General features: G+C 34.5%; 9 protein-coding genes. 2 read left to right on the top strand and 7 right to left on the bottom strand.

Annotation, left to right across the window (positions count from 1 at the left end):
- Positions 1 to 2 precede the first annotated feature (2 nt).
- Together QL232_RS05135 and QL232_RS05130 are read left to right on the top strand one after the other, a co-directional pair.
- Positions 3 to 3,164, top strand: coding sequence for an efflux RND transporter permease subunit (locus QL232_RS05135; protein WP_168880375.1), 3,162 nt, complete (start codon positions 3 to 5; stop codon positions 3,162 to 3,164).
- The gene (locus QL232_RS05130; protein ID WP_317169927.1) at positions 3,157 to 4,599 is read left to right on the top strand and encodes a TolC family protein; all 1,443 of its coding nucleotides are present in this window, start codon (positions 3,157 to 3,159) and stop codon (positions 4,597 to 4,599) included. Before QL232_RS05135 ends, QL232_RS05130 begins: the two co-directional genes overlap by 8 nt.
- 59 nt (positions 4,600 to 4,658) lie before the next feature.
- On the opposite strand, the gene QL232_RS05125 is transcribed toward QL232_RS05130, so the two are convergent.
- The 7 genes from QL232_RS05125 to QL232_RS05095 all read right to left on the bottom strand — a co-directional run bounded on the left by QL232_RS05125 (position 4,659) and on the right by QL232_RS05095 (position 15,540).
- Positions 4,659 to 5,762, bottom strand: coding sequence for a sulfotransferase (locus QL232_RS05125; RefSeq protein WP_168880373.1), 1,104 nt, complete (start codon positions 5,760 to 5,762; stop codon positions 4,659 to 4,661).
- A gap of 612 nt (positions 5,763 to 6,374) precedes the next feature.
- The gene (locus QL232_RS05120; protein ID WP_281613331.1) at positions 6,375 to 7,661 is read right to left on the bottom strand and encodes a pitrilysin family protein; all 1,287 of its coding nucleotides are present in this window, start codon (positions 7,659 to 7,661) and stop codon (positions 6,375 to 6,377) included.
- Positions 7,662 to 7,746: 85 nt separating this feature from the next.
- Entirely contained in the window at positions 7,747 to 8,985 is a 1,239-nt protein-coding gene (gene porV / locus QL232_RS05115; RefSeq protein ID WP_281613330.1) for a type IX secretion system outer membrane channel protein PorV, read from the bottom strand.
- Between the two features lie 150 nt (positions 8,986 to 9,135).
- The gene (porU, locus tag QL232_RS05110; protein ID WP_281613329.1) at positions 9,136 to 12,531 is read right to left on the bottom strand and encodes a type IX secretion system sortase PorU; all 3,396 of its coding nucleotides are present in this window, start codon (positions 12,529 to 12,531) and stop codon (positions 9,136 to 9,138) included.
- A 131-nt stretch (positions 12,532 to 12,662) separates the two neighbouring features.
- The gene (carA, locus tag QL232_RS05105; RefSeq protein WP_168880369.1) at positions 12,663 to 13,760 is read right to left on the bottom strand and encodes a glutamine-hydrolyzing carbamoyl-phosphate synthase small subunit; all 1,098 of its coding nucleotides are present in this window, start codon (positions 13,758 to 13,760) and stop codon (positions 12,663 to 12,665) included.
- 138 nt (positions 13,761 to 13,898) lie between these two features.
- Complete coding sequence (gene rplQ / locus QL232_RS05100) at positions 13,899 to 14,378, bottom strand: 50S ribosomal protein L17 (protein WP_168880368.1); 480 nt, start codon at positions 14,376 to 14,378, stop codon at positions 13,899 to 13,901.
- 166 nt (positions 14,379 to 14,544) lie between these two features.
- Positions 14,545 to 15,540: a DNA-directed RNA polymerase subunit alpha gene (locus QL232_RS05095; protein ID WP_168880367.1), complete on the bottom strand. Its 996-nt coding sequence runs from the start codon at positions 15,538 to 15,540 to the stop codon at positions 14,545 to 14,547.
- Positions 15,541 to 15,627 lie beyond the last annotated feature (87 nt).

The raw sequence follows: 15,627 nt of genomic DNA, 5'->3' as shown, positions 1-15,627 counted from the left end.
TAATGAGCCAAGAACAAATAAAATCCAACTTTTTCGTTAGGCGACCAATAGTCGCCATGGTCATTGCCATTATTATGACCATCGTCGGTGCGGTATCTATGAAAGGATTACCCATCGAACAGTACCCTAATTTAACTCCTCCTATTGTAAAGATTACAGCAACTTACACAGGTGCGAGTGCCCTAAATGTAGAACAATCAGTAGCAACTCCATTAGAACAGGAAATTAATGGTGTTGAGAATATGATATACATGAAGTCCATCAACTCCAATGATGGTACTTTACAGATTCAGACTTCATTTGAAATCGGTACTGACCCTGATATGAGTACGGTATTTACACAAAACCGTGTAGCTACTGCCACTCCGAAATTACCCGATGCGGTAAAAAGAACAGGTGTTAAAACAGAGAAATCATTACCTAACATTCTAATGCTGATCACTCTTACCTCTCCCGATGGTAGATTTGATCAAAACTTTTTAGGAAACTACTCACTAATTAATATCAAAGACGTTCTAGCAAGAACAAAAGGTATTGGTAGTGTAGCAGTATTAGGTACATCAGATTACTCAATGCGTATTTGGGTAAAACCAGATATCTTAGCAAAACTGAACCTTACAGTTCCTGAAATCACTAATGCTATTTCAAATCAGAACGTTATCGTTCCTGGTGGTAAGTTTGGTGCAGAGCCTGCGCCAAAAGGTACTGAGTTTACATATACAGTACTTCTTCCAGACCGTCTTCAATCAGAAGAAGAGTTCGGAAATATTGTAGTAAGAACAAATAAAGATGGTAGTCAAGTATTATTAAGAGACGTAGCAAGAATCGAATTAGGTGTTGAAACGTACTCTGCATTTACAAGACTAAATGGTAATAACTGTGCGGTAATCGCTATTTACCAAGCACCAGGTTCAAATGCCGTTGAACTAGCAGAACAAATGATTACTAAAATGGATAATCTGAAAAAAGATTTTCCAAATGGTATAGAGTATGAAGTTTCACTTGACTCAACAGCTCCTATTACTGCTGGTATTAATGAGATTATCGAAACTTTATTCGTTGCCTTATTATTAGTAGTACTTGTGGTATATGTATTCATCCAAGATTGGAGAGCAACATTAGTTCCTACAATGGCGATACCTGTATCTTTAGTGGCAGCATTCATGCTATTCCCTCTTTTAGGTTTTACAATCAATGTATTATCATTATTAGGTTTAGTACTCGCCATTGGTATTGTAGTGGATGATGCAATTGTAGTAGTTGATGCGGTTCAGGTTTACCTTGAAGAAGGTTACTCGCCAAAAGAAGCTACTAACAAAGCGATGAGTGAGGTAACTGCTCCAGTTATCGCAACTACGCTAGTACTTGTTGCAGTATTTATTCCTGTAGCCGCTATGGCAGGTATTACTGGACGATTATATCAACAGTTTGCCATTACAGTAGCTGTATCAGTATGTTTCTCATCACTAAATGCCTTAACATTATCTCCTGCACTTTGTGGCTTGATATTGAGAAAATCAGAACCAGTGGGTGGTCCACTTGGAGCATTTTTCAAGGTATTCAATAATGTTTTTGATCGTTCTACAAAATCATACATTAGTGTAACTAAGATTGCAACAAGAAAGATTGTAATGAGTTGTGTCTTTATTGGTTGTACATTAGTTGCTGCAGGTTGGTTAGGTGTTAAAGTTCCTATTGGATTTATTCCAGAAGAAGATCAAGGATACATCTATATAAATGCACAGTTACCTGTAGCTTCATCACTACAAAGAACAAACGAACTATCATATAAAGTAGAAAAGATTGTCTCTCAGATTCCAGAAATCGAAATGACAACAACTGTAGCTGGTTACTCATTACTTTCGAGTAGTAACTCTACAAACTCTACTTTCTTCTTTGTTACATTAAAGAAATGGGATGAAAGAGAGTTAACTGCAAAACAGGTTATCCAAAAGTTGAATTACCTTTTTGCAACTCAAATCACCGAAGCGAAAATATTTGCCTTTGGTCCTCCTGCAATCCCTGGTTTAGGTAACGGTTCTGGTTTCAGTATCATGGTCCAAGATAAAGGTGGTAACACTCCAGATTACTTAGCGAATTATACAAACGAGTTTATCAAAGCAGCTAATGCAAGACCGGAAATCGGTATGGCATTTACTACTTTTGAAGCTAGTGTACCACAACGATTTATTGATATCAATAAAGACAAGATATTAAAGCTTGGAGTAAACCTTCAAGATGTTTATACAACATTTGCAGCCTTCCTTGGCGGTTCCTATGTCAATGACTTCAACAGATTTGGTCGTTTATATAGAGCATATGTACAAGCAGAGCCTGAATATAGAAATAACGAAAAGCAATTAGATCTTTTCTATGTGAAGTCGAACAATGGAGCAAAGGTTCCGTTATCAACACTTGTAAATATTGAAAGAGTTAGTGGTCCTGAATTTACAAACCGATTTAACTTACTTAGGTCAGTAGAAGTAACAGGTTCTCCTGCTCCAGGTTACAGTTCGGGTCAAGCTATGGATGCCCTCGAAGAGGTTGCTGCAGAAGTCTTACCTTCGAACATGACTTATTCTTGGAATGGTATGTCATTCCAAGAGAAAAAGGCATCGGGGTCTGTATTTATCATTTTTGCATTCTCCTTGATATTTGTATTCTTAATCTTAGCTGCCCAATACGAATCATGGTCAATGCCATTCAGTATTCTATTAGGTACTCCATTTGCCATATTTGGAGCATTCTTCTTATTATGGTTTGCTAGATTCTTCAGTGAGAGTTATGAAAATAACATCTTTGCTCAGATTTCATTAGTAATGCTTATCGCGATGGCTGCTAAAAACGCCATCCTAATCGTAGAATTTGCTAAGCTTAAATTTGATGAAGGCTTATCACTTTACGATGCTGCAATTGAATCTGCAAAACTAAGATTTAGACCTATTTTGATGACAGCATTCTCATTTATTCTTGGTGTTCTTCCACTTGTAATCGCTACAGGTTCTGGAGCAGAAGCAAGAAAAGTAATGGGTATGGCTCTACTTGGAGGTATGGGTATGGCAACAATATTAGGACTGTTCCTTTATCCTATGCTATTCGTATTAGTAGGTCGAATTGCTGGTTATGAAAAAGACAGAGTGAAAACTTCAACGGCAGATGAATAGAAAAATGAATCAAAAACTGAATTTAACTTTCAAAAGGCTCTTCATAGTTCTTAGCATCACTGCTTTTATGTGGAGTTGTAAAATGGGGAAAAATTATGAAGCCCCAGATATAGTTTCTCCAACTGAATATCGCTTTGGAGTTGACTCAATAGTTACTACATCATCCGATACTATCGGGTGGTGGACTTTAATTAAAGATCCTATTCTTGATACTTTAATTACAATAGCATTGCAAAATAACCAAGATGTTAGAGTGGCAATGCAAAGAATCGTTGAAGCGGAAAAGCTTTACCGTATTCAAAAAGTTCAAACAAGACCATCATTCGATTACAATGGTAGTTATACTTACGGAACGTACAACGGTTTTACGTCACCAGAAGCTGTAAGTAACTACTTTGGAGGACTTCAAATGAACTGGGAGCTTGACCTTTGGGGTAAAAACAGAAGACTATCTGAGGCCGCAATGGCAAATTATACAGGAACAGTTCACGGCTTAAGAGCTGTACAACTATCTGTTATTGCCAACGTTGCTGCTGCCTATGTCCAATTATTGGAAAATAAAGCCAGCTTAAAAGTTGCTCAGGAAACTTTAGCCTCTAGAGATAGCTCTATTATAATTATGGATGCAAGGTATAGATTAGGTACTATTCCTGAAATTGATTTGAACCAAGCACAAATTCAACAAGCAATTGCTGAGAGTGCGGTACCAGTTTATAAAAGAGGTGTAGCCTTATCTGAAAATGCTCTTTCTGTATTACTTGGTGAAAACCCTAGAGAGATTGTTACTGGTCAAGCTTTAGATCAACAACAGATTCCTCCTGTAATTCCTGCAGGAATCCCTTCAGATCTATTGAAAAGACGTCCTGACCTTCTTCGTACAGAACAAGAAATAGTTGCTCAGAATGCTAATGTAGGAGCTGCTATTGCTAATAGATTCCCTACCATCAGTTTAACAGGTGCTGCCGGTGTATCAAGTGCACTAAGTATTATTAATACTGCATCTGGTGCTGAAGCGGCTTGGAATATCGGTGCTGGTATTGTTGGTCCATTATTCCAATGGGGTAAAAACAAAAGAAAAGTAGAGGTTGAAAAAGCGAGACTTGAAGCATCAATTCTAGAATATGAAAGAAGTGCTATTGCTGCTTTCCAAGAAGTAGAAGATGCTTTAGCTTCTGTTCAATACTACCAAGAAGAACTTATTGCCAGAAGAAAACACGTTGTAGCAGCTACTAACGCTGAGTACTTATCAAAACAAAGATATGATAAGGGAGTTACTAGTTATCTTGAATACCTAGAACAGCAACGTACAGCTTTCGAAGCAGAACTTAATTTGGTTACTGTACAAGGAAAAATCTTAACTTCTTATGTACAGCTATACAAAGCGCTTGGTGGTGGTTGGATTACTAGAGAAGAGCAACAACAAGCACAAGAATAATCAAAGAAATTATTCATATAAAAAAGACCTTCAACGGAAAGTTGAAGGTCTTTTTCTATTTACAGCATTTCGTAATTCCACTTTTCAAAAGCATAACTCCAATGCTTATTTACTTTATCAATTGTGTTTTGAGGGAATTGATATTGATGTTTTTTATGGGTTCCTAAGCCATTTAAATATTCAACCATATAAGGTTTAGCTTTTTCAAAGTCTCCGATATCTAAATGCTTATAGATGTTCTCTAAATAACCTAGGTTATCCTTAGCGAACTCTTCATATTTAATTTCAATTAGATTTTCCTCAGGTATCAATGCTTTATCTGTTTCATACTTATCATACATCTTAGTAAAGACATCTAAGATATTTTGTTCAAGTTGTTCATCAGAAATCTCTTGGAACTTCTGACTTGGTAATACACCTTTAAAGAACCTTACCGTAGATCCAAATACCTCATATGGATTTCTGTAGATGTAGATAAATTTCGCATTAGGATAGATTTTTAAAATCTCATCAACCCTTGCAGTATGAGGAGGGTTTTTAGACAAGAAACGTTCTCCTTTAGTTTGCCAGAGAGCAAGCTTTACAAAACGCTCATAAGTATCTCTCCATAGTTGCTTATCCTCTTCAGTTAAACCTTTACCCAATAAGAATCTATCAAATATTCTTACAGTATCCTGTGGAAAATACCAGAAATAATAGAAACTCATATCGTGTAAATTTCCTAAAGCAAACTCTTCTTCTTGAGGAAACTTAGGGTCTAACTTCAAACCATCAGCAGGTCTTTCCTTTGGCATAAATTGTTTCATCATAAATGTGAAAATATTTCTACCAAACATCATAGCATTAGGAAATACACTTTGGAAAGTATTCACAAATCCAAACTGAGGATCTTTACTTAGCATATTGTGTAAGTGCGTTGTACCACTTCTCCAATGACCTAAAACAAATACAGGAGCTTTATCAACACTTAACTTATCTATTTTTTTATACAACCACTTCTGATTAATGGCTTCAACTGGATAACATAAAGTACTAATTAATTTTGCCTTATTGAACTTACTTTTGAATTGAGGTTCAATAGTGTATTGGTTTTGAATTTTTTTAAAGTTTGCTAAAGAACTACCTGATAAAGTAGCCATATCCAAGTTATCAAATGATGCCATATTCTATGAGTATTTTTTTAGAGTTAGATTTTTTAATGTATTAATGTATACGGGTACTTTATTTAACATTTAAGTTATATTAATATTTATTGGGAAATATCTAAAATATATCAGCTTTACATACTTATGTAAGTTTTATACAATTTATCAACTTTTTTAAAGTGTTGTAGAAAAAGAATTAAAAATTTGACTAAAATCATTTAACAATAAAAAAAGCACTAAAAATTAGTACTTATCAAATAATCGATACGATTTATCTCATAAAAAAAGGGTCAAATGTTAACAAATATTGCTTATTAAATCTCAATGTATTACCATTGTATCAAGATAAAACGGAGTAAGAAATATTAAACTTATAAACGTTTTTATCACACTTTAATAAACAAATAAACTAACATTACAGACTATTTTTTAACTTACTATGTAACAACAAACTTTCAACTAATGCAACTGAACTAATTACATAGTTTTTTTAGTCAAAAGATATTAACTGGCAACTTATGTTGTCGCACAAATTTACTAAGTATTAACAAATACTTCACAAACTTCAAACTACAAACATAGTGCTAGTAAGCTTTAAAACTTACTAGCACTTTTTGTTTATTTAAAAGGCTACCCTACTGCTATTTCAAGTAAATCTCCTTTTAAATATTTATTTACCATCGCCATGATATCCTGTTCAGTAATACTCTGTATTCTTGACACATAATTATCATAATAATCGAATGGTAATCCTTTCTTATAAAGGCCTTTTGTTATTTCTAAAAGCGAAATATTTGAATTAATAGACATCACAAAACTACCTGCCATATAGTTTTTCACTGTCAATAACTCCTCCTGTGAAACTACCTCAGTCGCAAGTACATCTATTTCTTTTCTTATTTCATCAATTGCTAAATCTTTAAGATCTTTTTTCACATCAGAAGCAATTAAAAAATAACCTTGATTGATTTCGTTTCGGAAGGAAGAGTGAATTCCATAAGACAACCCTTTATCCTCTCTAATATTTCTCATCAACCTTGACCCAAAATACCCACCTAATGTTTCATTCATCACAGAGAACGCTTCTAGATCATCATGGGGCAATTTAAAAGTGGGACATCCTATTCTTAAGCTAGTTTGTACAGCATCTTCCTTTTCTTGATATATCTTTAATTCATCACTAGCTATTTTAGATACAAAATCAGGGTAAATTAAATTTGCAGCTTCTGAAGAGATATTAAGGTCCCCTAGTTGCTCATCAATAATTTTAATATGTTTATCGTCAACATCTCCAGAAATAAATACTTCAAATGGAGCTCCGATCACATGATTATTGAAATAATTCTCTAGTTCATGTAAGGGAAACTCAGATAATTCTGCAGAAGTTAATGAGCTTCCATAAGGGTGCTTATTTCCGTAAAATTTCTCTCTAAATAACTTGGTAGCCAAAAAAGACGTCTTCTCTTCGCTTAAGATCTTCTGCTGAATCATAACCTGCAGAATATGCTGAAACTCCTTTTCTGAAAATGTCGGCTCTGTAAGGTATCTTTTCACCATTTCCATTACAGGCTCAAAGTATCTGTTTAAACAATGCCCTGTGATAGTAAATGAATCAATATCATTAGATACTGAAATGATGGCTCCAAAAGAGTCTAAATATTCATGAATTTGAGCACTAGTCATCCCTTTCACACCTTCACCCATCATTTTAGAAGTTAAAGCAGCTGCTCCTTGTTTCTCTTCAACAAGTTTCCCTCCTTTAATAACAATAGAAAAATGAAGTATCGGTTGAGAAGCATTTTTGAGTGAAAAAACTTTACACTGATTTCTTGTTGAAAAAATTTCAGGTTTTAATAAAACAAAATCTTCTACCGGATATGAATCTGGTGCTATAGTACGATCTAAATTTATCTTCATGTTGTCTTTTTTAATATCTTTTGAAGATAAAAAAAGGTGAGATAACTTTCATGTTCCTCACCTTCTTTTATTCTAATATTTTGAATTAAATGTCATCAGCATCTAGCACATCATTACCTCCAGAGCTTCCTCCACTACTTCTCTTCGATCCTTTTTTCGTTTTATCACCAAAGTTAAACGATAGTGTAAATCGTAAAGTATCTTCTAATGGATTGTTTCGCTTGAATGATAAGAGATACGAGAAATCTAATGTAACCACTTGGTATTTTACACCAAGGCCTAATTGCATATATTGACGATCTCCTTTATCTGGGTTCTCATAAAAGTATCCCATACGAGCTGCGAATAAATCATTATACCAGTATTCGGCACCCACACTCCACATGAATTCTTTCATCTTCTCTGAAAATCCACCTGGAGCTTTAGTTAATCCATACCACATACCTTCTAATACACCCACAGATTTATAACTGTTCGTTGAGTCATTAGGGTCTGGAGTTGGTACTAACAATTTATTGACGTCTACACCAAAAGTAATTTTGTTGTAAGGATCTAAATCCATTGTTAAGGTTGTACCTAAACGAAGATTGGTTGGTAAGAAATCTTCTTGAGAGGTACTATTGTAATTCATCTTAGTACCAATGTTCGAGATATTCCATCCCCATGCAAATACACCAGTATATTGTCCAAGATGGATATCTGGATTCTGCCAATAACCAGAAATATCTGCAGCAAAACCATGAGCTGGCTTACTATCCTGAGTACCATTACTACTGATTGAACCTGCAAGGTTAGAATAAATATACCTTGCTGAAACGGCCATGCTATATCTTTTTGATAATTGCATTGCGAAGTGTCCATCAAAAGAGTATTCTCTCGGATTGAAATTTCTTGTGATATTACCTTGATCATCGGTAAAGTTAATACTACCAAGATCAAAATATTTCATACTAAGACCGATAGTCTGACGATCATTTAGTCTTTTATAACCTGCGAGATAACTTAAAGACATATCCCCTACAATTTTCTGTAACCAAGGGTTATATGACAAAGAAACTCCATATTCGTCATCGATAACCGCATACTTAGAAGGGTTCCAATGTGCTGAATTTACGTCTGCAGAAGTAGCGACACCCATGTCACCCATGGCTGCACCTCTAGCTTCTGGTGCTATCGTTAAGAACGGTACCGCAGTAATAATAGGATTGCTGTTAGGATTACCTCCAACAATTGTACTCGGCGGATTAGATGATTGAGCCTTTACTTCAACTACTGAAAAAATAATTAGTAAAAATAAAGCGAATTTAACTTTCAGATTGAACATAACTATATGTTGAAACTTATTAAAGTCTAAAAAAATGTAGCTCATTATAGAGCAGTATTATAACAGTTGAGTATAGTTACTTTATAGGCGTAGATTTTACTTTCATTTAAAGATAATTAATCTAATCGTAAATTTCTGATAGATTTAATTTTAATTTAATATTATTCTTGTCGTCTTTACTGTATTTAGGTTCAAATCGTTACAATTTATGATCGATTGAACTACATAAACCCCAGGATACAACCCATATTGTGATTTTAATCCATTATAATACAATTGTATTGAATTATCCACACTTTCAAACTCATTCTCTGAACTTATAACGACTTTTCCTGTCATATCAATAATATTTGTGATGACATTGATGTTTTGACCTTCAATATTATGCATAAATGATAATGTAAAATCATCATAAACAGGATTAGGATAAGCTATAAAGGATTCTACTTCTATTGCTTCAACAGGTGAAACATAAAAAGTAACCGTTGCTTCACTTCTATTATTAAGAACATCCCAAGCTTCTAAAGTCAAAGTGTGCTCTCCTACTTCCAAATCATTTAGCGGGAACACGAAAGAATATGTATTATTTCCATCATTTAACGGTTGAACATAATCATTGACTACCCAAGAAGTATCGCCTCCATCCAATTGTAACAATAAATCATGTCCTACACCAAGACCTGAAAGATTTATTCCAGACTCATCATTTAATAAACCTTGAACAAAGCAATCGGGATAGACATTTGTAGTATTCTCTACTCCGTTCATCATTAATTGTATGCTTGGAGGAGTATCATCAATCACAGGATCTTTAGAAGTCCCTCCTAAAATAATATCTATATTACTTCCGAGTGCATCATTAGTTTCATCATTGATAGCATAAAAACTAAATTTAGCGTTGCCAAATGAATATCTTATGTCTTTAGGAACTACAAAATTTGTATTAAAAGTTCCATTTTCAATATTTGTCACACCTCTATACAATTGGAATTTTCTTTCTTGGTATTGAAATACTGTTTCTTCACCATCATTTCCTCTTGTTGAGCTAGTTACTGGTTTTTCATACATCGTTAGATAAACCTCACCATTAAAGCTTTCGTCTTTCTGCCCATTTAAAGTTACCTCCCCACTTATCGAAACTCTGTCCAAAGCGCTGATAGTATCTTCGTCTATTAATGACTCTCCATTTAAAGACGTAATTGAAACTTCTCTTGATGGTAAGGATAGCTCTAAAGAAGGATCTCCTAATAAGGCAAAATTTCTATTGTTTACCCCTGATAAACTTTGATTCTTTGTTAACCTAAATACTTCTCCTAGAGATTGAAATGTCCCATCTGATTCTTTCTGGAAAACATTTTCATAGAAAGCTTTATTGATTTTAAAATTACTAGATGCGTACACCGGTCGTGTTGTAGTCATCATAGCAATAGCTCCAGCATTTTCAAGGAATACTAATCGCTCCGCTCCAGATGTTATAGCTGGGTTATCATAACGTCCAAATTCACAGGTTGCTGTGAAAAATAATGGTAATACAGCATTATTGGATAAATCTGCAATTGTTGGAATATTAAAGATATCCTCATCTGCCCATTTAGAAACGGAACCATGACCACTATAATTAACAATAAGAACTTCTTTATTTTCTATCCAATCCACTAACAACTCATTAGTTTCTGGTGAAACTGCACCTGTCGGCGATGTTTCTTTGGGTTGGTTATCAATATATAGTCGTTCTGAATTAAAATCAGGATTATTTTCCTCTACATAAACTGCTAGATCATTTGCATCTCGTTGGTGAGTATTATTATCTCCATCATCAGCGACAAATAAAACGGACTTTTTCCATTGATTTAAATTCTGAGTAGCTGTATCATAATAAATAATTTTATTAATCATGGTTTCAGCATGTTCGTTATTTTTTACTGGCAAACGACCAATACCAATTTCCAAATCATCATTATCTACCTGACCATCTATATTTTCACCCCAAAAACCTTCGTCTTCATCAAAAAAACCAAAATAATCATCTGACGAAAAAGTTCTTGTTCTCATCAAAACATCTCTAGACTCATAAATAGCTACTTGACTTCCTCCTTCTGTTTTGATGTCTTTATAATCGTACGACCCCTGTCCTATTAGTAATAAATACTTCAATTTTTCAGGGTTTGTTAAATATAAATGTCTTGCAAAATCTCTTATAGCTGTTACATCTTGCCTACCGGAAGAAAACTCATTGTATACTTCATCTATCGTTACAACTGTAACATCAATATTAGAGTGTGATTTTCTATGGTCTGCAAATTTTTGAGATTCTGATAAATATTGAGGTGCTGTGATAATAATTAGATGAGGAGTATTTAAATTCCTCAAATCTTGATTACTTATTTCTCCTTCTGCTATTGGAAGTAATACATCATTTTTATCAAAAGCGATAACAGAAAAGTTGTCTTCATCTGTAGGAAGGTAAACCCTACCTGAAGTCGTAGTAAGTTCTTTGATTTGATCAGCATGAGATATATTCCATACTGATAAATTATTAGGGTTTTCTATTGATGCACCATCTTCAATACTACCTAAGAATCCATGCAATACAATACCTCCTGAAGTTTTCTGTAATGCTCTTTCAACATTAAAAGTTAGATAATCTAGATAACCTTCTGAATCTGATATAGGTTTACTATAGCTTATATCCACATTAATCGCAGCACCTAAAGAACTTACAGTAAACTGATCAAACATAGTATTTACCATGTGTCCTTGATTACCATAACGATAAGAGTTAAAATCAGGAGCTGCAGGAACATTGACCTCTCCTCTCTGTGAACCAGAAATAGTAAAACTAAATGTACTTTCAGCTCTTGATTTAGCCATTACACCTGGCTTCAATTTTAGTTTTGTAGAACTAGTAGAAGATAAAATAGGTACTTCTATAGTTCTATCTGTTGTGGAAATAAAACTTTCTCCAAACCAAAACCTTCCCGAAGGTTCACTTAATCCTTTTACTAATTCCTCCTCGTGATGCACTACTTCTATGAGCTTAGAAAAATTTGATGGATTAGATACCGATGCATCTTCAATGTTAATTCTGGCTCCAGGCTCACTACCTACTTTTATAAAGTAATAGTTATCGGTATCATATAAGTTTAACTCATAATCCACAAATTCATTCTCCTGATCAAATATTACTTTATCAGGACCATCTGCATAAAATAAGAAATAATCATTTTCAGAAAATGATGAACTGTTTTGACCGACAAACTGAATAGGAGTCTCTAATAATGTAGATGGTCTATCTATAGCATTAGGTTGTGGCATCATACCATAACCAAAACCAAAAACAGAAATATTTTGTGGGTTAATAGTAGTGTAGTCAATTCCTAATTCATTAAAAACAGTAGCATCTAATTTATAAACACCACTTTTATCTACCTTAATCTTATATACTTTACCACTTGATAAAGGACCTTGACCAAAGCATGTACTACTTATTGCAAAAAAGAATACTAGATGAATCAGATAATATATGTTGAACTTAAAGTAAGTCATCAAAAAATTCCCTGTGATTTGTTTATTAATTACACAAGATACAAAAAACATACTGAAGACTCTTTAAAACAAAAAAAAAGCATAGTCTATAAAAATAAACTATGCTTGTATTTTTTTTAAGATAACAACAATTAGCTGTTTTCTTGAATTAATTCTAAGAAGCGAGTAAATAGATATCTCGAATCATTTGGTCCTGGAGATGCCTCAGGGTGATATTGTACTGAAAACGCATTCTTATCTTTAACTCTGATACCTTCTACAGTGTCATCGTTAAGATTGATGTGTGTTAACTCAATAGAATCATTCCCTTCAATACTTTCCATACTTACAGCAAAACCGTGGTTTTGTGAAGTAATTTCAGATCTACCTGAAACCAAGTTTTTCACTGGATGATTTGCTCCTCTATGACCGTTGTGCATCTTATAAGTTTCAAGACCTACAGCTCTTGAAATAATTTGATGCCCTAAACAAATACCAAATAATGGTTTATTTGCTTCTAAGATTTGCTTAGCAGTTTCTACAGCGTAATCCATTACAGCTGGATCACCAGGGCCATTAGATAAGAAGTATCCGTCAGGTTTCCACTGTTTCATTTGCTCAAAAGTAGTATCCGAAGGGAATACTTTACAAAGCATACCTCTTGATGTAAAGTTCTCAAGGATTGATTTTTTTACACCTAGGTCTAAAACTGCTACTTTTACAGAAGCATGAGGATCACCTACAAAATAAGGTTCTTTAGTACAAACAACAGAAGATAATTCTAATCCTTCCATGTTTGGAGTAGCCTTTAAGAGTTTTTTGATTTCGTCAAGGTCATCAGTTTCTGATGTAATAATAGCATTCATTGCACCTTTTTGACGAATATGCCTAACAAGTTCTCGAGTATCGATATCTGCAATACCTACTAAGTTAGCTTGTTCAAGGTAATCTTGTAATGAGACTTCTGCTGTACTTCTTGAGAATACGCTAGAAAAGTTTTTTACAACAAGACCATTGATTTGAGGCTTTTTTGATTCGTTTTCGTTGTGTACTGTACCATAGTTACCGATATGAGACACAGTATTTACGATAATTTGTCCGTAGTATGACGGATCTGTATAGATCTCTTGATAACCTGTCATACTTGTGTTGAAACAAATTTCACCAGTTGTGGTACCAACCGCTCCGATAGCCGTTCCTTTGTAAGTAGTTCCGTCTTGAAGCATTAAAATGGCCGTCTTCTTCTCCATTGATATTACAGTATGTTTGAACTTAGATTGCACAAAAATATTAAAAACTCTGTAACCATGTTAATTACAGCTCAAAAAAAAGGGAAATGATTAACAAAATCATTTCCCTTTGTATAAATTAATGGATCATCATCTGAATTATTCAGCTGATTCTTCATTATTATTTTCTTCAGTTGCCGGTGCTTCTGGAGCAGCTGGAGCTGAAGCTTTTTTCTTTCTACGACGAGTTTTCGTCTTAGTTTCTTTTACGTTGTAGATATCGTTGAAATCAACAAATTCTACCATCGCCATCTCAGCACCGTCACCTAAACGACGACCAGTTTTGATGATACGAGTGTAACCACCTGGACGATTGATAACAGCATCACGAATTGTAGTGAATAACTCTGAAGTACCTTCTTTATCGCGAAGGTAAGAGAATACTACACGACGAGAGTGCATTGTATCGTTTTTCGCTTTAGTTACTAATGGCTCTACATATTTACGTAAAGCTTTAGCTTTAGCTACAGTAGTGAAGATACGCTTATGCTCGATTAATGAACAAGCCATGTTAGCAAGCATCAACTCTCTGTGCTTCTTTTGTCTACCTAAGTGGTTGAATTTTTTACCGTGTCTCATTTCTAAGAAAATGATTAAGTAACAGCCGTATTAGGAACTGCTACAATTAATAAATATTAAATCGGACGAATAACTTCCAATAAGCCGTAGCTTATTTTTAGCCGGTAAGTAAAGCAGTTGCCGTGTCCAAGGAACAACCACTATCTATTCTTTATGTAAAAATGACCTAGTCTTCGTCTAAACGATACTTAGTCACGTCCATACCGAAAGATAAATTTTTCTCTGTCATAAGAAGTTCAAGTTCAGTAAGAGATTTCTTACCGAAGTTTCTGAATTTCATCATGTCAGAAATTTCTAATGAGGCTAAATCACCCAATGTTTTCACATCAGCAGCCTTCAAACAATTGTACGCACGAACTGACAACTCAAGATCAGATAATGAAGTTTTAAGTAGCTTACGCATTCTTAAGTACTCATCATCAATTTCTACAGCATTCGTATCTTCAAACTCATCAATGATCATATTCTTATCAGAGAATAGCATGAAGTGTTGAATAAGGATGTTGGCAGCTCCTTTTAACGCTTCTTCAGGATGGATAGACCCATCAGTCGCAACTTCAATCACCAATTTTTCAAAGTCAGTACGGTCGTCAACACGAAGGTCTTCAACATGGTATCTAACATTTTTTACTGGTGTAAAGATCGCGTCAATTGGAATAAAACCTACAACATCGTCAGCTTCGCTCTCTGTTTGGTCATCAGCAGATAAGTATCCACGGCCGTTCATCATTGTGAACTCAACCTGTAGATTCACACTCTCATCCAAGTTACAGATTACGAAATCAGGGTTTAAGACCTTATATTCTTCAGTAAACTGAGCAATATCGCCTGCTTTGAATTCGCTTTTACCACTGATGTTGATACTGATTTTTTGCGATGGGCTCTCCACCTCTGCCTTAAAACGTACTTGTTTCAAGTTCAGAATGATTTCAGTAACATCTTCTACAACGCCATCTATAGCAGAATATTCGTGGAGTACATTTGGGAATTTGATCCCCACGATAGCATATCCTTCAAGCGACGAAAGTAAAATACGTCTGAGTGCGTTACCTATTGTTACACCGTACCCTTTTTCTAATGGTTTAAACTCAAAAAGACCTTTAAAATCATCAGCCTTTTCGATCGCCACTTTATCGGGTTTTTGGAAAGCAAGAATGGACATATAATGGTTGCGGTTTTAAAAAGATTAATAAGATCATACGAAAAACTTCTAAGAATGTTAAAATAACATTCTTAGAAGCATTTTCCA

It is taken from the genome of Flammeovirga sp. SubArs3, from assembly GCF_947387565.1.
GTDB lineage: Bacteria > Bacteroidota > Bacteroidia > Cytophagales > Flammeovirgaceae > Flammeovirga > Flammeovirga agarivorans.
This window is presented reverse-complemented; position numbering and strand designations above follow the sequence as displayed.